This is a genomic window from Candidatus Rickettsiella isopodorum, from assembly GCF_001881495.1.
GTDB classification, from domain to species: Bacteria; Pseudomonadota; Gammaproteobacteria; order Diplorickettsiales; family Diplorickettsiaceae; genus Aquirickettsiella; species Aquirickettsiella isopodorum.
Window position 1 is genome coordinate 227,265 of the sequence record NZ_LUKY01000032.1, and the last position, 18,165, is coordinate 245,429.

The following is an 18,165-nucleotide window of genomic DNA, read 5'->3' on the forward strand; positions in this document are numbered from 1 at the left end:
TCCTGTTCGCGACACTTGACAAACACTCAATTGCTGTGAATATTTTTTTACATTCAATTCTGTTTTACTAAAAAATTTCTAACCACTTTATATTCCCCGGTGGCATGCACTAAACGAATAATATTCTTTAATTGAATCGCCGATGCACGCAAGCTAACTAATTTGCGTCCTTCGCGATCGGTACGTACTTGTTCCGCTGTGTCATTTAGAATAGCATCACTATGCACTTTAACCACGGCGTAAGCATGATTTAAATTTCTATCATTTAAACGAATCGCTGCTCGAACGTCCGTTTCATTGTAATAAATGGGTCTTCCCATGGTATAATTTTCTAAAGAGAAAACGACTTCTTGCCATTTGTTTATATTGTCACCTTGAGATTGATAAAGGGCAATATACACTTCGGTATGTTCAGCACTATTCGCTGCCAACAAATCCTTCGTAAGTTGCTCATGGTGCTGTTCTAGACCGACTCTAGTGACAAAATCATCGCGTAACTCTTCTAATTTTTTCTTAATCCCTTTTAAAAATAAATTAGCTTGCCATGGACCCGCCGCTATCCCTTCCTCTAATATTTTCTTTATTTCTAAAGCAGCTTGAATTTCTTGCTCAGTCTGAAGCATAAATTAAGCCCCTAATTTTCATCAGCAACAATTAAAAGTTCGCTTAGAGGTAGCTTCTGCGTTTGTTGTTTCGATTTTTTGATAAATAGCCTTTAAATAAGCCCCTGCCCCTGAAAAATTAGGACTTTGGCTTTTAAGCGCTACTCTGTCAGTCGCTTGTATAACGCGAGTTAATTCTGCTAAAACATTTTCTTTTTCGTCATGCAAAGAAGTACTCATGCATTTGTTACCAGAATCAGAAAAATTCAAATTCACCTTAGTCAACTCCTTTACTCATTTTTTGAGTTACTATTTTATCTATTTAAAATAGTATTAAATTAACACACACAAATCTACAAACGAGTCCGTTTATCGTATAACTTAAATCCATTTAATGGGGAGAATTCATAGTTTCGGGTCAAGCCCATCACTTTAATAAGCTCTCCCATTTCACTCGGCGATGTTAATAAATGTGCCTGTCGATTGACATCCATCGAGGATACCTCATCATAACATTTTTCTATTAAAGGTAACAAATCATTGTTAAGCAAGAACGCCGCTTGTGATGTATAACCGGCCACTTTTAAGCCAGCTTGCAGTGCCGCTTGTGCCAAGCAACTAAAATCAACCGACGCCGTGATATCCTGCAGACCCACTAAACTTAAAGGATCGTCATGGATGCGATGTTGGTAATAACACCTAAGCGTACCATTGACCCGGTCAGGATGATAATATTCTTGGGCTGGAAAACCATAATCGATAACTAAAATTAAACCCTGTTTTAAAGCGAAACTAAGCTTGTTCACCCAATCAGGTAGTTGCCCACACACCTCAGATTGATAGGCTTTTACCTTTGGAAAATACGCCGCTTTTAACTTGCCCAAATCATTTAACACGTAATTTTTAACAGGACTCAGATGGTAACAAAAACAATCTTTTTCACAACCAACTCGCACCTCTTGAATATTAGCTTCAGTCCAAAAGAACTGACTCACGGGTAAAGCATCCAGCACTTCATTGGCCAAAATCACTCCTTTAATAGGTTGTTTTGGCCAGTCATGTAACCACTGAATTAAAGGAAATAGATGAGGAATATGTTGCTGTAAGCGCTCTTGTTGACGTTCTCTAAGTGTTGGACTGATTTCAAAAATTTTATAGGTCCCAGGCAAACTCTGTTGTTTTTCTAAGAACAACAATAAATCGATGGCTAATTGACCGGTGCCCGCTCCGACTTCTAAAATATCGGTTTGACCTAAATTCGCAAAGACTTGCTGGCATTGTCGACCGATGCATTGTGCAAATAAGGGAGAAATCTCAGGTGCGGTAGTGAAATCTCCCATTTTACCAAATTTTTCTAAATGCGCTGTATAATATCCCCACTCTGGCTCGTATAATGCCAATTCCATAAATCGTGCAAAGCTGATAGAAGTTGATGGCTCATGGCGTATTTCTTCAGTAATCAATTGGCATAATGCGTCACTTTGCGTTTGCAAGGCAGCAGTCGGAACCGGTAAACCGAGCGGTATTGTTATCATTGTTACTCTAACTATTCATAAGGTAAAAGCCATGCTAGATGATTCGAAAGCCCATAGTAAAGTAGTACTTATAACCGGAGCCGGAAAGCGCGTTGGTGCGGCTATCGCCCAACATTGTCATCAGTTAGGTATGCGAGTGGCCATACACTATCGAGAATCCGCACAACAAGCGTCTGCTTTATGTACAAACTTTAATCTACAACGCCCAGATTCCGCCATAGCCCTCGGCGCCGATTTACGTGATACCGACCATCTGAAAGATCTAATCACACAAGTCACCCGTAAATGGGGCCAACTCGATGTTTTAATTAATAATGCGTCCAGCTTTTATCCCATGCCTGTCGCCAAAGTAACACCTAGTGTATGGGAAGATGTGATGGCAAGCAATTTAAAAGCCCCCTTTTTTTTAGCGCAACTTGCAGGGCCCCATCTTAAAGAGCAAAAAGGTTGCATTATTAATCTTGTTGATATTCAAGCACAACGTCCGTTGAAGAATTATTCTGTGTACTGCATTGCCAAAGCGGGATTGGTCATGCTCACTAAGAGTTTAGCTAAAGAATTAGGACCCAACATTCGCGTCAATGCGATTGCGCCGGGTATCGTTTTGTGGCCAGATGATGATACCGAGTTTAACGACGCCTTACGTGAGAAAATTGCTGCCCGAAATGCCTTAAAACGTATCGGAACCCCTCAAGATATTGCTAAGACGGCGGCTTTTTTAATTAATCACGCTGACTTTATCACCGGTCAAATTATCGCAGTGGATGGTGGTCGTTCACTCGGTTATTAATCAGAAAGAAAAAGACGAAAGGTTTTAGTAGAAGAAATAGAAAAAAGTCCCGCCAGTGTCTTATCTACTTGAAAGCGACAATGCTACGATGGCGATTTGTGATGCACTTTAGGCTTCCTACTTAAAGTAGGCATGCACACCATGCATCAAGACTATCTCCAACCTTTTAGGATCAAACTTCAAGCGCTATCCAACGGAACTTTCATAGTCAAGTGTAGCTTTTAATCAAGATAATGCAAATTATCGGCTATAGATCAAATTTTGAGCTGTTCTCTCATTTTCTTCAAGTACATTTGAGGAAGATTGAAAAAAAGGAGCTTTGGTATTTTTTTTAAGTTTAGTAAGTTTAGATAGTGATGATATTTCTACAAAATCTTCACCATTATATATAGAGTTAACCTGCGATTGTCTTGTAGCATCACTTATTCCTAAATGCGCCTCATAAGATGCTTTTGAATCTTTTTCCCAAGGTATAGATTCACCAGATTCAATTTTTCGCACATCAGAATATTTTTGTTTAAAATTATCTTGAATTGATTTTCCTATCGGATCTTGCCCTTCTAATGTATTTAAGGAAACAAATATATTTTTCAATCCTCCGCTAGACTTTTCTAATATTTCTTTAATATAGTGATAGACAAAATAAACACAAGAATAGTTATCAGCCTGCTTAGCATGATGGATATATTTAACCTGATAACCTTGTTTCTTTAAATCTTTTAAACAATTCGGATAAAAAAGATTTCGCCACCAAGATTGTGAATCATATGTATTTATTTTTTTCCTACCCTCTTCAATATTAACCTCGACCAAGACGCAATGTTGCTTCCATAAACGTGATTGCATTAAAGGGATTAATAAAGTGGTTTTTTGTTCGGGATTATTTTTTTCAGACTGTTGGATAACCTCGTTAATATAAGCAAGATTTTGCCGTGTTTTTTTGGCATCGCTAACCGCTTGAAAAACAAAAATAGAAGTTTCATTTTTTGAAATTTTTTTAAATGGAACTAATTTATTGTCTTTATCTATTTCATCTTGAATAGTATAACCCTTCTCTTCTGTAAGAGTCCCTATCATATAAGATAGAACTAGATTATTTAATTGCGTAGGATTTAATCGTGACGGTCTGCTTGCTGTAGGCATTTCTTAGCCCTTTTTATTATTATTTCTCCTTATTTTAATTGAGTTGTATTAAACAATTATTAACAGCTAAGAGCATGACTCCTTACTAAAGTTCTGAATAATTCACCATAACTGAAAAACAACTCTGTAGAAATTTATTAACATAAAACCTTGTTTTTAAACTAGAATAGGACTAAAATGGTCCCATTTCAGACGGGTATAATAAAAATTTACTTATTATGTTAAGACTCAGCAAACTAACCGATTATGCCGTGGTCATCATGGCGTATTTATCACAACATCCTGGATTGGCTATTAATGCGAAAAGCATTGCCGAGCATACCGGCATCTCTTTACCGACGACTAGTAAACTACTGAAACGTTTAAGCCATGAAGGCCTTTTACAGGCAAATCGAGGCATTAAAGGGGGCTATCAACTGGCCTGTCCAGCCACAGATATTGCACTCGGAACCGTGATTCAAACCCTAGAAGGCCAAATTGCTCTGACTGAATGTAGTCATCACACACGATCCTGTCACTTAGAAAAACAGTGTACGATTCGGGATAACTGGCGTAAGATTAGCGCCTTTATTCAGGCGACGATGATGCATATTAGTTTAGCGGATCTCATCCAGCCACTTAAGCGAAGTCAATTAGAGAGACTAAAAATAGAAAATCCTCTTCATTTGCTACCAGAGAACAACGCATGACTCAAGCTGCTTTAAACAAATTATTACAACAAGATTATCAACATGGCTTTGTCAGTGATATTGCGGCAGATACGTTGCCCTGCGGGTTGAATGAAGACGTTATTCGTCATATCTCAGCGAAAAAAAATGAGCCTGAATTTTTATTGGCCTGGCGCTTAAAAGCTTATCGCCATTGGCTAACGTTAACCGAGCCACACTGGGCTGATTATATGCATTATCCCGCCATCGATTACCAAGCGATTAGCTATTATTCGGCGCCAAAAATAAAAAAACAGCTGAATAGTTTAGATGAAGTCGATCCGGAGTTGCTACGTACTTATAATAAATTAGGTATTTCACTTCAAGAACAGGAACGCTTATCGGGTGTTGCCGTAGATGCCGTCTTTGACAGTATTTCTGTCGCCACTACGTTCAAAGAAAAACTGCGCACAATGGGAATTTTATTCTGCTCCTTTTCTGAAGCCGTGCAAGAATATCCAGAGCTGATCAAAAAATACTTAGGTTCTGTCGTCCCTTATACCGACAATTTTTATGCCTGCTTAAATGCGGCGGTGTTTACCGACGGATCTTTTTGCTACATTCCACCGGGCACACGATGTCCGATGGAATTATCCACTTATTTTCGAATTAATGCCGCGAATACTGGCCAGTTTGAACGAACCTTAATAATTGCCGACGAAGGCAGTTATGTGAGTTATTTAGAAGGATGCACGGCGCCACAACGCGATGAAAATCAACTCCATGCCGCTGTGGTTGAATTAATAGCCTTAGATCATGCGCAGATAAAATATTCCACTGTGCAAAATTGGTATCCTGGTGATAAAGAGGGCAAAGGAGGAATTTACAATTTTGTCACTAAACGCGGTCATTGTCGTGGCGTGCATTCAAAAATTTCTTGGACACAAGTCGAAACCGGGTCTGCCATTACTTGGAAATACCCTAGTGTTATTCTGCAAGGCGATGCTTCTGTCGGTGAGTTTTATTCTGTGGCCTTGACTAACCATAAACAACAAGCTGATACCGGAACTAAAATGATCCATATTGGCAAAAATACTAAAAGCACGATTTTGTCGAAAGGAATTAGTGCTGGTCACGGCCAAAACAGTTATCGTGGTTTGGTCAAAATAGTCGAAACAGCCGACCATGCGCGTAACTATACTCAATGCGACTCACTCTTAATTGGTGGAAGCTGTAAAGCACATACGTTCCCTAGCATTGAAGTTAAAAATCAAAGTGCACAAATAGAGCATGAAGCCTCTGCTTCGAAAATTAGTGAAGATCAGCTTTTTTATTGTTTACAACGGGGCCTTGATAGCGAAACCGCCCTTTCATTGATCGTCAATGGTTTTTGCAAAGCGGTATTTAAAGAATTACCTATGGAGTTTGCGGTTGAAGCACAGAAGTTATTGGGTTTAAGTTTGGAAGGATGTATCGGTTAATTATTCATAAAGACGAAGAAAAACATGTTAGCTATTAAAAATTTACACACAGAAGTCGATAACAAGAAAATATTACGTGGGGTTAACCTTCATATAAAATCGGGTGAAATACATGCCATCATGGGACCTAATGGTTCGGGTAAAAGTACCTTAGCCAATGTTTTAGCAGGACGTGGTAACTACACACTGACACAAGGCGAAATCAGCTATTTAGGGGAAGATCTAACCCGCTTAACACCTGAACTACGCGCACGCGCCGGAATATTTTTAGCGTTTCAATATCCCGTCGAAATTCCGGGTGTTAGCAACGTTTATTTACTAAAAGCTTCTTTAAATGCGATTCGCAAAGCACGTGGTGAAACTGAACTCGATGCCATGGATTTTTTAAACTTGATTAAAGAAAAACTAAAATTGGTCGAAATGGATCAAGATTTTCTGTATCGATCCGTCAATACCGGTTTTTCTGGCGGTGAGAAAAAACGCAATGAAATTTTACAAATGGCGCTTTTAGAGCCTCAACTCGCTATCTTAGATGAAACCGATTCTGGTTTAGATATTGATGCTTTAAAAATAATTGCACAAGGTGTCAATAGTCTGCGATCACCTAAACGCGCTATAGTGCTGATTACGCACTATCAACGTTTACTCGATTATATTAAGCCCGATCATGTCCATATATTGGCTGGCGGAAAAATTATTCGTTCCGGTGATTTCTCTTTAGCGCAAACCTTAGAAAAAGAAGGTTATACGACTATTTTACAAGAAGAATCGTTGGTGTAGAACATGTTAAACCCTAAAAAAATCAATGATGTTAACGCTATAACCCATTATTGTCGCGAATATCAACGAGTTGAAAAAAAATTAATCGGTCAGGATCAAGACTATTTACATCGATTACGACTCGCTGCTTTAGAAGAATTTTCTACGCGCGGTTTTCCTAGTAAAAAACAAGCCGATTGGAAATACACCTCCTTAACGGCGTTACGTCAAACGCCTTACTCGTTAAGTGCGCCAACAGCACGCAACACGGTTACAGCAACGATGCTGGATCCCGTTAGTAGTGAGTATCGCTTAGTCTTTGTGAATGGTTTTTTTGCTGCACATTTATCTACGATCGCAAGCCTAGCTAACTGTAAAATGACTCATTTAGCTACCTTGCTGAAGCAACCGTCTGAACGCTTCAATGCAACTTGGAAACCTAACGAAACGGTCGAAAAAAATAGTTTTACACATTTAAACACTGCCTTTATACAAGATGGCGCCTATATTTATTTATCTGCCAATACGCGTTTAAGCTCACCGATAGAAATCCTGTTTATCAATACGGATGAAACACCTCATCGTTTTATCCCACTACGTAATATCATTATCGCTGAAGAAAATAGTCAAGCGACTATTATCGAAAAATATATTGATATGACTCCTGGAAATAAGGCTAATTATTTTTTGAATACGGTGACCGAATGTTGTTTAGCCGCCCATAGTCATATCGAACATTACAAAAACATTACTGAAAGTAAGCAAGCACAGCATGTTGGCAATCTTTGTGTCACACAACAACAAAATAGTCGATTTTCAGCGTATTCACTGGCTTTAAGCGGTGCTTTAATTCGTAGCGATGTTTACGTGAAATTATTAGCGCCGCATGCCTATTGTCAATTAAAAGGTCTGTATTACGCCTTAGACCAACAACAAGTCGATCATTGCACACAGATCGATCATGTGAGTCCGCAAACCCGCAGTGAAGAATTTTATAAAGGTATTATTGATGACCAAGCCCGTGCCGCATTTAACGGGAAGCTTATTGTGCGCGAAGGGGCTATACAATCCAAAGCTCAGCAACTGAATAAAAATTTATTATTATCCGCACAGGCTGAAGTGAATAGTAAACCTCAACTAGAAATATTTACCGATGATATCCAATGCACGCACGGTGCGAGCATTGGTCAACTCGATAAAGAGGCTTTATTTTATTTACGTGCTCGAGGATTAACCGCAACCGCAGCAACTGATCTACTCGTTAAAGCGTTTATCCAAGATATCATTGAACAAATGCCGTTGTTTAATGTTTCGTCTTTATCCCGTTCAATTAATAAATACTCATGAAAGTGTTTGATATAAAAAAAATACGATCTGATTTTCCTATTTTACAAGAAAAAATAAAAGGTAAGCCTTTAGTTTATCTCGATAATGCGGCAAGCACACAAAAACCTAGCTCGGTTATTGAGCGTCTACAGCATTTTTATCGCCATGAATATAGTAATGTGCATCGCGGCATTCATACTTTAAGTGAAGTAGCCACTGAAGAATTTGAATTAAGCCGCGAAAAAATTAAACAATTTATTCATGCAAAGTCTTTTGCAGAAATTATTTTTGTCCGTGGTACCACTGAAGCTATTAATTTAGTGGCGCAAACCTATGGTTTAAGTCAGATCAAAGCGGGTGATGAAATTATTATTTCGCATATGGAACATCATGCTAACATTGTACCTTGGCAAATTTTATGTGCACAAACTGGCGCCCAACTTAGAGTTATCCCGATTAATGATTCGGGTGAGTTGATTCTAGAAGAATACCAACGATTACTCAATCCAAAAACTAAATTAGTCGCTATCTGCCATATTTCTAATACGTTAGGGACTATTAACCCAATTAAAGCGATCATCGATACTGCCCATGCGAATAGTCCCGAAACCAAAGTGTTAATTGATGGCGCACAGGCAGTGGCTCATCAAAAAATTGATGTCCACGCTTTAGATTGTGACTTTTATACCTTTTCGGGCCATAAACTCTTTGCACCGACCGGTATTGGTGTTTTATATGGTAAACAGGAATTATTAGCGCATATGCCACCTTATCAAGGCGGCGGCAGTATGATCACCGAAGTCAGCCTGGAAAAAAGTCATTACCGCGAGCCACCGTATAAATTCGAAGCCGGTACACCGCATATTGCCGGCGCCATTGGACTAGGAGCCGCTATTGATTACCTCAATCAATTAGATTTTAACGCGATACAGCTTCATGAACAGCAATTACTCGATTATGCCACGCAAAATTTACAAACGATTCCGGGCCTACATTTAATAGGCACTGCCAAAGAAAAAGCGGCTATTTTAAATTTTACTGTGAGTGACTCACGTGGTGTGCGTATCCATGGACATGATATCAGTGACGTTTTAAATGCCGAAGTCGGTGTTGCAGTACGTGCTGGTCAACATTGCACCATGCCATTAATGCAACGCTTCAATGTCGATTCGACCGTACGCGCCTCATTAGCATTCTATAATAATAAAGAAGATATTGATGCCTTAATAAGTGGTTTACAGTCATTAAAACAATTGTTTAAATAAAAATGATGTCAGATTTACGCGAACTTTACCAAGAAATGATCCTGGACCATGGGCGCAGTCCTCGCCATCACCATGCGATGCCGTTAGCCAATCGTCTAGCCAATGGTTTTAATCAACTGTGTGGTGATCGTTTAACAGTCTATCTTAAAACGGATCAAGATAAAATTACGGCGATTAGTTTCCAAGGTTCAGGTTGCGCCATTTCGATGGCATCCGCTTCATTGATGTCGGAACTATTATCAGGAAAAACACTCAACGAAGCTGAATCGTTATTTGAAATCTTTCATCAGTTATTAACAAGTGAATCCACGACCTCTGAACAATTACTCAGGCTCAAAAAATTAGCGGTTTTTTCTGGTGTTAAAGCTTATCCTGCACGAGTAAAATGTGCGACGTTGGCATGGCATACCTTACTCGCTGCCTTGAATCAAAACACCGAATTAGTTTCTACCGAACATTAACACATTAATAACCCACTCATCATGACACTCTACCCACTTAACGAAGACGCCTTAATTAGTTTAAAAAGTGCTATTATTGAAGCACTTAAAGGTGTTTATGATCCTGAAATACCGGTCAATATCTATGATTTAGGCCTTATTTATCATATTTTTATTGACCCACAAGGTCTGGTAAAGATTGAAATGACGTTGACTTCGCCGGGTTGTCCTGTTGCACAAACTTTTCCCGGCATTGTAGAAAATGTGATCAATAACGTAACGGATGTTAACGAGACGCAGGTGGAATTAGTTTGGGATCCACCCTGGACTAGCGAAAATATGTCTGAAGCCGCCAAATTACAATTAGGCATGCTATAAAAAATTTTCTGCGGTCATACTAAACGTCCACACAGGAGAGAAAGCGTGACAAATTGGGTTGATGTAATCGATGTAGCAAGCTTTCCGGTGAATAGCTATCAAGTATTTGATTGGAATGGCTTATCCTTATTAGTTTTCAATCTAAACGGTAAATTTTATGCCATAAAAAATCTCTGTACGCATGAAGATCAATCATTGGAAGGCGGTGAGATAGAAGGAGAAGAAATTATTTGTCCTTGGCATGGCGCCGGTTTTTGTATTAAAACGGGTGTTGCAACCCGCGCTCCCGCTTTCACAGGCATTAAAACCTTTCCTGCTCGATTAGTCGATGGCAAAGTCCAAGTCGCAATTGATAGGTAAATTCCAATGTTTTAACCTGACTTAACTATTGCTTTAAAGTGTGAAGTTTTTTAATTCGACTTCTGAAGCCTTGACAGAATTATTTTTTTCCTCGTCACTATAAAAAAATCGCTGCTTAGCTAAGCTAGTTACTAAAAAAGAACTTTGGCTGGTTTCTTGTTGCTCCAAAGCTTTTATTTTTTCTTCGATAGTTTGTAATCGCGTGTGCTTTTAATTTAAAAACTTTTTCAGCTTCCCATTTTGTTTTAGCTATTGCTGACGTATCTAATTGTTCTAGATTAGGCAGCGCTAATTACTGTAGAATTTATTCGGATAATTCTAAATTTTTAAATAAAATTTTGTGTTTAGAATTTTTTGCTCAGGTGAGATAGGGTGGATCCTGATAAGGAATATCAAGGTAGCGATAAACATTTACTCGGAAGCAATACGTTTATTATTCCCTTAATAAATGTGTATCATATAAAAACCTTTCGATCTACAATTTTTTAAAGTACAACCTATCACCTCTACATCGCTAATTTTGCAACTGTCTTTGCTAACGTATCCTCTTCAGCAAAGGTGGTTACCCCCGAAACGGTTGCTGAAGCCTGTAAATTATCAAAAAAAACAGATGATCCCATTAATCGAGGTGCCTGCTCTATATTTTCTGAATTTTCAGGTTCAAATAGATTTTTGGTTTTCTTTCTGATTTTCTTCCTAAAATTAAATCCATGAATTCCTTTGTCTTTAGAATCCGAAGAGTAATCTGTTCTACCAAAAATATATTTTTTTTTCTCTCTAACCTCCTCTCTTTCTCTTTGTGCTCTTTCTACCTCAACTATAGTTTCAGGAACATTCGTTAGATCTAACTCAATTTGATAGATAATGCCAATTTCTTCGAGTTTTTCTTTGGATACTAATATTTTTTCTAATTTAACCGATTGAAAATCTCCGGATATATAAGAAGTTTCGTTTCGCTTAAAAGGAGAAGGAATGTATAATTCTTTATATTCTTTTCCATTAAAAGAATAGATTGTTGAACCGCCGTCCCTAAAAACTTCCCTACTGTCAATTTTAACTTTTTCCCAATCGGTGGGTTCTTGCTTCATCCAAAATTCTTTTTCAGAATTAGTCATAAAAAAAAGTGCTGTTTTATCTTCTGTAATATTCGCTTGAAATAAATTCTTTGGTTTTAACATCGTATTGACCTTTTTTTAATTTAATCTAAATATACTAATAAATTTAAAAATAGCCGCCAAGGATAATTTAATCCTATTTATTACAAAATACTATTTAGGCTTTTTTGTCGATTAAAAGATTATTTAGAATAATAACCTATAGATTGTTTATTTTTTAAACAGCTTCTGTAACGCCAGTCATCTAAACGTGTTCAAACGCTTTTACACACATTTTTACACAGCTTTAACACAGAAACTGTGAATAGTGCCTCCTTCCGTTTGTTCTTCTATGGGATTCTCAAGTGCCTGTAATTGTTTCGCATAAAGAATTTTTTGTTCTTTATAAATATTGATTTGATCACTGAGTCTATTGACCGATTCTATAGGGGGATATTTTAGATTTTGTATATTTTCTATTGTTTTTCCTAGTAAGATGATAATATTTTCTACTTTTTGAATTTCTTGTCTTTTTTCGTCTAAGTCTAATTTTTTTTGTACTTCTTCTCTCGTCTCAGGAATACTCGTTAAGTCCAATAAAGATAAATTCGGAATACCTCTCTTATGAAGTGCTTCTTGAGATAAATGAATCGTATCTAATGGAATTTCTAAGGTTTCTTTTAATGCATAAGCCTTATTTTTAACTATAGAAATATTTAAGCTATCCATATAATCGTTTTTTTCAAAAAAATAGATTGTTGAATTTTCTTCTTTTGGTTTCAATAAGTGCTTTATTTTAAGCTCCTGCCAATCATTCAGGCCTCTTTTTATCCAAAAATTTTCAATCGAGGTGGTAATAAAAACAGATAATGGATTATTTTTATCATTCTCTGTGCAAAATAAATAACGTGGCTTAGGTTTATTCGTGCTATCACGGACAGAGAAAAAAGTTACACCATTGGGAGGAATATAATGAGTTTCCATTCTTTTCATACATTTATCCGTAGTTTTTTGCGATTATATTATTTTAAAATTTTACCTTGTTGACTCAAAGCTCAATTATTAAAAAGGAGTTTAATAGAGAAACTTGAATATTACTAGCGTTTTAAATTACTCCTATTTTTCCATCGGATTCCATGACACCCATTAATCTTTTTAGCCAAATGGGTAAATTAAAATTCTTATCTAAAACACCATCAATAGAAAATTCATCCGCACCCAATACGACATAACTCAAAATAAAAACACTCCACATGACGGGATATTCCCAACCACCACCGGGCAAGGCCCAAATAAAGCCCTTTAAAAAATGATGGCCGATAATGGTTGCAATAATTAAATAGAGGGACGTGCCTAACGCACCTACACGCGTTAAAAAGCCTAATCCTAATGAAATGACACCCGCTAGTTCGCATAAGCCTGATAATCGGACAAAAAAACTGGGATCAACCACATTTAAGTGCATGAAAGCGGTTACGTCAGTTCGGAAAGGGATACGCCCGGCAAATAATTTTTCGGTACAGTGAGCAATGAGATCAAAGCCTACGTAAAGTCGAATAAAGCTTAGATGCCATTCATAGGCCGACATTTCAAACATAACTTGAGGTTTACGCTGTAAAATAATAGGTCGTCGTTTAACATCGTGATAAGCAATATAAATAAATAAAATGACTAAACACAAAAAACTAATAATCACGGGTATCATCGGTACAAAACATTTATGCAGACCTAAAATTCGTAACACGGATAGCACACTAAACGTTGCAAATAAAAATGGAATACAAATATATCGATACAACATACACAGCGTGATGATGCCACCTAAGCTTAATAACACAATAAAAAAAGTGGGATTAGTAGGAATTCTATTGTTTGAAAAAGCCAAAATGATTAAGCTGAGAAACATTCCTACGATAGCAATAGCAACTAATGATGAATAGGCTTGTTTGAACATGAGTGCTCCAGTTAAGCAAATTAGTTTCAACCCCTTTTAGGCATCTTGCGTTAAAACTCAGATAATGATTGTTTTAACCTGATCGATCCATCTCTCTAAAATCAAACCATTGAACCTCAATTAGTATAGTATTTTATTTTTATACGGTAAGAAATTAAACTGTTAAGACTTCAGTTGATGAGTTGATATAAATACGGCATTAAATCACTGGCTAATAAACCACGCTCACCTTTTAGTCTAGCCGCTTTATCACCCGCCATTGCATGTAAATAAACACCACACTCTGCTGCTTGCTGTAAAGTGAAATGTTGCGCCATAAGTCCGCCGATTACTCCACTTAAAACATCACCCATGCCTCCACTGGCCATGCCAGGATTACCCGCTAGACATATTCGTAGTGATTGGTGAGTGCAGACTAAACTACCTGCTCCTTTTAGTACAACAACACCACCATATTTCTTTTGCAATGCCTTAACTGCCTTAATTCTATTCGTTTGAATCGCTTTAACCGTGCAGTCCAATAATCGCGCTGCTTCACCTGGATGAGGTGTTAGTATCCAGTTGTTTGATTTTTTAGGGCGTTTTGCCAGTAAATTTAAAGCATCGGCATCCAATACTTTGGTTTGCGAAACCTTTAAAAGAGACGTCACTAATTGTTGTGACCAACGGGACTGACCTAATCCTGTTCCTAGCACAATAACACTCGCTTTTTTGAGTAACGGCAACAGATCGTTGCTCGTTTTAACTGCATGCGCCATGATTTCAGGACGCTGACTGATGATGGCAGTAACGGATTCAGCTCGAGTAGCCACACTGACTAAACCCGCCCCCACACGCAACGCGGCTTCTCCTGCTAAACGTACAGCTCCCATCATGCCATGATCACCGCCGACTATCAGTGCATGACCAAATAATCCCTTATGAGCATCTCTAGGTCGCGGCGTTAATAATTCCTTAAAATCATTCAATTGTATACTGGATGGTTGTATCACCTGAGCAATCCTTTCATCATTAATCAATCCACTCAGTTAATAGCTTAGTTCAATTTTTAAAATTTAATTTCCAAACTAAACTCATAATGACGCTTTAGGAAAAATTGTATCGATGAATTGCGCGCTGATATTCAGATCACATTGTGCATCGATTTCACGTACACCGGTAGGACTGGTAATATTAATTTCGGTCAAATAATCACCAATGATATCTAAGCCAACAAATAACAAACCTTTTTCTCGTAAACGAGGCCCCACTTGTTGGCAAACCCAAACATCGCGTTCGGTTAATTTAACGGCCTTACCTATTCCACCTACCGCCAAATTAGCTCGCGTTTCACCGGGCGGCGCGACACGTGCCAAAGCATAAGGAATAGGTTCACCATGAATCATAATAATACGTTTATCTCCACTACGCACTTCGGGAATATAGCGCTGTACCATCATATAAGATTGGTTGTTAGCGGTTAAGGTTTCTAAGATGACATTGTTATTGGGATCATTGACACGCAATCGAAACACTGAATAGCCACCCATTCCATCCAATGGTTTAGCAATAATATCTTGGTGTTCCAACAAAAATTTTTGTGCCGCATGGATACTGGATGTCACTAAACTGGGAGGACAACATTGAGGAAAATTTAATGTAAACAGTTTCTCATTAAAATCACGCAAACTTTGTGGGTGATTGACAATTAATACGCCAAGCTGCTCCGCTTTATCGAGCAATTGTGTCGTATAAATATATTGCCTATCTACCGGAGGATCCTGACGCATCAATATCACCGATAAGCTGGCAAGTGGGGCAATCGTTTCCTTGTCATAAGTAAACCAACTTCTCTCATCATCTTTGACTTGCAAATTGCGCATGCGTGCATAAGGTTTGTCATTGACTAAAAAAAGATCCCGAGCTTCCATATAAAAAATCGGCCAATCCCGTTGCTGTGCTGCTAGCAATAGGGCCAAGGTAGTATCTTTCTTAGGATTAATCCCGGTAATGGGATCCATAATCACACCCAGAGGCTTAAGCATGGTTTACTCCGCTTTCTTTAAAACTTCGGCTTGTTCACGTGCCGCCGCCAATAAAGCCAATCGTGCGATGACACCATACACATAAAACCGATTTGCACATTTTCCTTTTGGTTGTCCGCTATGATCGGGAATATTACACGCTTGCACAAAAGGTAAAGGCTCAAATTGCATACCCGGTGTATTCAGATTATCACTGACACCGCGACCGGTATGGACACGATAAAAACCACCCACTACATATTGTCCTAGCATATACACCACGGGTTCAGCAACCGCCTCATTCCACGTTTCGAAAGTATAAACTCCTTCTTGGATAATCACCTGATCAATAGGTCGACTCCCTTTAGAAACCATCATATCACTGCGTTTTTTACGATTAAGCTGAGAGATTTCTTCCGCTTCGCGAATAGACAACACACCCATACCATAACTACCTGCATCTGCCTTAATAATGACATAGGGTTTTTCTTTAATATGATATTGCGTATATTTTTTTTGTGTTTTTTGTAATATTTGTTGACTTTTTTCTATCATGCACGCCTCACCTTCACGTTGCATAAAATCAACACCGGTACAACGTGAAAAATAAGGAGTAATCAACCAAGGGTCTAAATTCAGTAATTGAGAAAATTCTTTTGTTACTTGCTCATAGTGATCAAAGTGATTTGACTTTAAACGCTTATACCAACCCAAACTAATATTAGGTAAAATAACTTGTTTGATTCCTTGTAGGATTTCAGGGATACCATTTGCTAAATCATTATTTAATAGAATCAAGCAGGGTAAAAAATCACTGACTTTGATCTGATTCGCTAGCCGATGGATCGGTTCTAATGTTATCACTCCGCCTGATTCTAACTTAATTTCTTTGGTTGTTTTGATGTCTTCTAGTAAGGATCCCACTCTCACTTCAAACCCGGCTTTACTCAAAATATCCTGTAACCTATAAAGATTTTCGAAATAAAAATTATTTCGGGTATGATTTTCTGGGATTAATAAGATACGTAAACATCCTGGTACTAAGCGTTCTAAGGTTTCCTGTGCCGCTTGGACTGCCAACGGCACAAAAGCTTCATTCAAATTATTAAATCCCGCTGGAAATAAATTGGTATCGACCGGAGCTAATTTAAATCCCGCATTGCGTAAATCAACTGAAGAATAAAAAGGAGCCGGTGTTTTACGCCATTGTTCACGCAACCAATTTTCAATTGTGGTTTGTGCTACCAATAAGTGTTGTTCTAACTGGTGAAGCGGATCTAAGCAATGCGATGCTAAACATGGGATCTTATATCGATTTTCTGATGATGTTGTCATCCAGCTAACCCCCAATAAAGAAAAAGGACTTTTTTAGTGTATCTTAACTAAACAACTAAAAAAGTCCTATCAGTATTTTGAACGACTTTCTTTCAATAAAGTATAGGAAAGTCAATTTTATTTACCTACAATTGCAAAAGTAGATTTTCCCTCATCTGTTCGTCTGAATCCTCAAGAGGAGATTGAAGAATGGGGATATCTGAAAAAAATTGCATAATATCTTTGATTTTCTGATCCGTTAGTCTACATTCTATCTCTCCAGCCGCTCCTTCTATACTAGTTAGCTGCGCAATAGGTTTAACTATTAATGGTTTCATCTGCTCATCCCAATAATCATTTAATTCTTGCGTTTTAAAATTGGGTTTTCCAGTGATTGGATCTTTGTGTAAGAGTGCGTCAATAAGTACTCTTCCCATCACAGCATCCTTTTTTTGATCCACAATCTTTAAAGGTGTTTCACCTCTGTTGCTCACAATATTAAGTGAGGCCCCTCTCTTTATAAGCAGGTTAACAATCTTGTCATAACCCATTCGTACCGCAGCATGTAATACGGTTTCACCCGCAATATTTTTACTATTAATATTGGCACCGTGATCTAAAAGCAAATTTATCTGCAGAGCAGTATCCTGATAAAATGCATCATGTAATTGGATTGTATGAGTTAACTCCTTCATTTTTTCTGCAAGCTTTTCAGTCGGTGGTAATTTGCCTATCTGTATTGTAAATAGCTTACATAATTTTCCTTGAGTAATAGTAAAAATGGACCCTATTTCTATCTCATAATGGGATAAAAATAGTTTGCAGTCCTCTACAAATTGTGTAAATTCGCCCACAGTTAATCGACTGCGAAATTCAATCCTGTAAGCGGTATTAGAATTACCCACTAAACGACATTCTTGCCAGAATGCTCTTTTTAATAATTTATTTAACTTTCTAAACTCTTTTTTCTTCATAGCAAGTCCTTTTTATATCAATTAAAATCGATATTTTATTAATAAGCTAAACAACCTATGATCCGTTTAACGATTATACCTATAAACTTCAGCATAGACG

At 37.8% G+C, this 18,165-nt stretch carries 20 protein-coding genes and 1 other RNA gene; 9 read left to right on the plus strand and 12 right to left on the minus strand.

Annotated features, from left to right (window positions below; all coding sequences use genetic code 11):
* Nucleotides 1-53 precede the first annotated feature (53 nt).
* From icmQ to A1D18_RS03200, 3 genes are all read right to left on the minus strand, one after another.
* Nucleotides 54-623 (minus strand): Dot/Icm secretion system protein IcmQ, encoded by a 570-nt coding sequence (icmQ, locus tag A1D18_RS03190; protein ID WP_071662374.1) that lies wholly within the window; start codon nucleotides 621-623, stop codon nucleotides 54-56.
* A gap of 21 nt (nucleotides 624-644) precedes the next feature.
* Nucleotides 645-842 carry a hypothetical protein gene (locus tag A1D18_RS03195; protein WP_071662375.1) on the minus strand — a complete coding sequence of 66 codons (198 nt, stop codon included), beginning with the start codon at nucleotides 840-842 and terminating at the stop codon, nucleotides 645-647.
* 113 nt (nucleotides 843-955) lie between these two features.
* Nucleotides 956-2,137 (minus strand): class I SAM-dependent methyltransferase, encoded by a 1,182-nt coding sequence (locus A1D18_RS03200; RefSeq protein ID WP_084028709.1) that lies wholly within the window; start codon nucleotides 2,135-2,137, stop codon nucleotides 956-958.
* A gap of 31 nt (nucleotides 2,138-2,168) precedes the next feature.
* On the opposite strand from A1D18_RS03200, the gene A1D18_RS03205 reads away from it, so the two are divergent.
* Nucleotides 2,169-2,927 carry a pteridine reductase gene (locus tag A1D18_RS03205; protein ID WP_071662376.1) on the plus strand — a complete coding sequence of 253 codons (759 nt, stop codon included), beginning with the start codon at nucleotides 2,169-2,171 and terminating at the stop codon, nucleotides 2,925-2,927.
* A gap of 42 nt (nucleotides 2,928-2,969) precedes the next feature.
* Here A1D18_RS03205 and ssrS read toward each other — a convergent pair.
* Nucleotides 2,970-3,130, minus strand: a non-coding RNA gene (gene ssrS / locus A1D18_RS06965) — 6S RNA.
* Nucleotides 3,131-3,167: 37 nt separating this feature from the next.
* The gene (locus A1D18_RS03210; RefSeq protein ID WP_071662377.1) at nucleotides 3,168-4,070 is read right to left on the minus strand and encodes a hypothetical protein; all 903 of its coding nucleotides are present in this window, start codon (nucleotides 4,068-4,070) and stop codon (nucleotides 3,168-3,170) included.
* A gap of 218 nt (nucleotides 4,071-4,288) precedes the next feature.
* On the opposite strand from A1D18_RS03210, the gene A1D18_RS03215 reads away from it, so the two are divergent.
* Genes A1D18_RS03215 through A1D18_RS03250 form a run of 8 tightly spaced genes read left to right on the plus strand, consistent with a single transcriptional unit; the run spans nucleotide 4,289 to nucleotide 10,726 of the window.
* Nucleotides 4,289-4,759, plus strand: a complete 471-nt coding sequence (locus A1D18_RS03215; RefSeq protein ID WP_071662378.1) for an SUF system Fe-S cluster assembly regulator — start codon at nucleotides 4,289-4,291, stop codon at nucleotides 4,757-4,759.
* The gene (gene sufB, locus A1D18_RS03220; RefSeq protein WP_071662379.1) at nucleotides 4,756-6,198 is read left to right on the plus strand and encodes a Fe-S cluster assembly protein SufB; all 1,443 of its coding nucleotides are present in this window, start codon (nucleotides 4,756-4,758) and stop codon (nucleotides 6,196-6,198) included. Before A1D18_RS03215 ends, sufB begins: the two co-directional genes overlap by 4 nt.
* Before the next feature lie 24 nt (nucleotides 6,199-6,222).
* Entirely contained in the window at nucleotides 6,223-6,978 is a 756-nt protein-coding gene (gene sufC / locus A1D18_RS03225) for a Fe-S cluster assembly ATPase SufC (protein ID WP_071662380.1), read from the plus strand.
* A 3-nt stretch (nucleotides 6,979-6,981) separates the two neighbouring features.
* Nucleotides 6,982-8,304 (plus strand): Fe-S cluster assembly protein SufD, encoded by a 1,323-nt coding sequence (gene sufD, locus A1D18_RS03230; protein ID WP_071662381.1) that lies wholly within the window; start codon nucleotides 6,982-6,984, stop codon nucleotides 8,302-8,304.
* Entirely contained in the window at nucleotides 8,301-9,548 is a 1,248-nt protein-coding gene (locus tag A1D18_RS03235) for a cysteine desulfurase (protein ID WP_071662382.1), read from the plus strand. Before sufD ends, A1D18_RS03235 begins: the two co-directional genes overlap by 4 nt.
* A gap of 2 nt (nucleotides 9,549-9,550) precedes the next feature.
* On the plus strand, nucleotides 9,551-10,009 hold the full coding sequence (gene sufU, locus A1D18_RS03240; RefSeq protein ID WP_071662383.1) for a Fe-S cluster assembly sulfur transfer protein SufU: 459 nt from the start codon (nucleotides 9,551-9,553) through the stop codon (nucleotides 10,007-10,009).
* A 21-nt stretch (nucleotides 10,010-10,030) separates the two neighbouring features.
* On the plus strand, nucleotides 10,031-10,366 hold the full coding sequence (locus tag A1D18_RS03245; RefSeq protein WP_071662384.1) for an SUF system Fe-S cluster assembly protein: 336 nt from the start codon (nucleotides 10,031-10,033) through the stop codon (nucleotides 10,364-10,366).
* A 45-nt stretch (nucleotides 10,367-10,411) separates the two neighbouring features.
* Complete coding sequence (locus tag A1D18_RS03250) at nucleotides 10,412-10,726, plus strand: Rieske (2Fe-2S) protein (protein WP_071662385.1); 315 nt, start codon at nucleotides 10,412-10,414, stop codon at nucleotides 10,724-10,726.
* A 506-nt stretch (nucleotides 10,727-11,232) separates the two neighbouring features.
* Here A1D18_RS03250 and A1D18_RS03255 read toward each other — a convergent pair.
* The 7 genes from A1D18_RS03255 to A1D18_RS03285 all read right to left on the minus strand — a co-directional run bounded on the left by A1D18_RS03255 (nucleotide 11,233) and on the right by A1D18_RS03285 (nucleotide 18,065).
* Nucleotides 11,233-11,904 carry a hypothetical protein gene (locus tag A1D18_RS03255; RefSeq protein WP_071662386.1) on the minus strand — a complete coding sequence of 224 codons (672 nt, stop codon included), beginning with the start codon at nucleotides 11,902-11,904 and terminating at the stop codon, nucleotides 11,233-11,235.
* A gap of 213 nt (nucleotides 11,905-12,117) precedes the next feature.
* Complete coding sequence (locus A1D18_RS03260; RefSeq protein WP_071662387.1) at nucleotides 12,118-12,813, minus strand: hypothetical protein; 696 nt, start codon at nucleotides 12,811-12,813, stop codon at nucleotides 12,118-12,120.
* A gap of 112 nt (nucleotides 12,814-12,925) precedes the next feature.
* Nucleotides 12,926-13,774, minus strand: coding sequence for a DoxX family protein (locus tag A1D18_RS03265; RefSeq protein WP_071662388.1), 849 nt, complete (start codon nucleotides 13,772-13,774; stop codon nucleotides 12,926-12,928).
* Between the two features lie 170 nt (nucleotides 13,775-13,944).
* Nucleotides 13,945-14,766 (minus strand): NAD(P)H-hydrate dehydratase, encoded by an 822-nt coding sequence (locus A1D18_RS03270; protein WP_071662389.1) that lies wholly within the window; start codon nucleotides 14,764-14,766, stop codon nucleotides 13,945-13,947.
* Nucleotides 14,767-14,847: 81 nt separating this feature from the next.
* Complete coding sequence (gshB, locus tag A1D18_RS03275; RefSeq protein ID WP_071662390.1) at nucleotides 14,848-15,798, minus strand: glutathione synthase; 951 nt, start codon at nucleotides 15,796-15,798, stop codon at nucleotides 14,848-14,850.
* Nucleotides 15,799-15,801: 3 nt separating this feature from the next.
* A complete protein-coding gene (gshA, locus tag A1D18_RS03280; RefSeq protein ID WP_071662391.1) occupies nucleotides 15,802-17,112 on the minus strand; it encodes a glutamate--cysteine ligase in 1,311 nt (436 codons plus the stop codon).
* Nucleotides 17,113-17,237: 125 nt separating this feature from the next.
* Complete coding sequence (locus tag A1D18_RS03285; protein ID WP_071662392.1) at nucleotides 17,238-18,065, minus strand: ankyrin repeat domain-containing protein; 828 nt, start codon at nucleotides 18,063-18,065, stop codon at nucleotides 17,238-17,240.
* Nucleotides 18,066-18,165: the final 100 nt, after the last annotated feature.

Bases quoted from the DNA above. Each gene is read 5' to 3' on its own strand.
- icmQ (WP_071662374.1), bottom strand. From the start codon at position 623: ATGCTTCAGACTGAGCAAGAAATTCAAGCTGCTTTAGAAATAAAGAAA.
- A1D18_RS03195 (WP_071662375.1), bottom strand. From the start codon at position 842: ATGAGTACTTCTTTGCATGACGAAAAAGAAAATGTTTTAGCAGAATTA.
- A1D18_RS03200 (WP_084028709.1), bottom strand. From the start codon at position 2,137: ATGATAACAATACCGCTCGGTTTACCGGTTCCGACTGCTGCCTTGCAA.
- A1D18_RS03205 (WP_071662376.1), top strand. From the start codon at position 2,169: ATGCTAGATGATTCGAAAGCCCATAGTAAAGTAGTACTTATAACCGGA.
- A1D18_RS03210 (WP_071662377.1), bottom strand. From the start codon at position 4,070: ATGCCTACAGCAAGCAGACCGTCACGATTAAATCCTACGCAATTAAAT.
- A1D18_RS03215 (WP_071662378.1), top strand. From the start codon at position 4,289: ATGTTAAGACTCAGCAAACTAACCGATTATGCCGTGGTCATCATGGCG.
- sufB (WP_071662379.1), top strand. From the start codon at position 4,756: ATGACTCAAGCTGCTTTAAACAAATTATTACAACAAGATTATCAACAT.
- sufC (WP_071662380.1), top strand. From the start codon at position 6,223: ATGTTAGCTATTAAAAATTTACACACAGAAGTCGATAACAAGAAAATA.
- sufD (WP_071662381.1), top strand. From the start codon at position 6,982: ATGTTAAACCCTAAAAAAATCAATGATGTTAACGCTATAACCCATTAT.
- A1D18_RS03235 (WP_071662382.1), top strand. From the start codon at position 8,301: ATGAAAGTGTTTGATATAAAAAAAATACGATCTGATTTTCCTATTTTA.
- sufU (WP_071662383.1), top strand. From the start codon at position 9,551: ATGATGTCAGATTTACGCGAACTTTACCAAGAAATGATCCTGGACCAT.
- A1D18_RS03245 (WP_071662384.1), top strand. From the start codon at position 10,031: ATGACACTCTACCCACTTAACGAAGACGCCTTAATTAGTTTAAAAAGT.
- A1D18_RS03255 (WP_071662386.1), bottom strand. From the start codon at position 11,904: ATGTTAAAACCAAAGAATTTATTTCAAGCGAATATTACAGAAGATAAA.
- A1D18_RS03260 (WP_071662387.1), bottom strand. From the start codon at position 12,813: ATGAAAAGAATGGAAACTCATTATATTCCTCCCAATGGTGTAACTTTT.
- A1D18_RS03265 (WP_071662388.1), bottom strand. From the start codon at position 13,774: ATGTTCAAACAAGCCTATTCATCATTAGTTGCTATTGCTATCGTAGGA.
- gshB (WP_071662390.1), bottom strand. From the start codon at position 15,798: ATGCTTAAGCCTCTGGGTGTGATTATGGATCCCATTACCGGGATTAAT.
- gshA (WP_071662391.1), bottom strand. From the start codon at position 17,112: ATGACAACATCATCAGAAAATCGATATAAGATCCCATGTTTAGCATCG.
- A1D18_RS03285 (WP_071662392.1), bottom strand. From the start codon at position 18,065: ATGAAGAAAAAAGAGTTTAGAAAGTTAAATAAATTATTAAAAAGAGCA.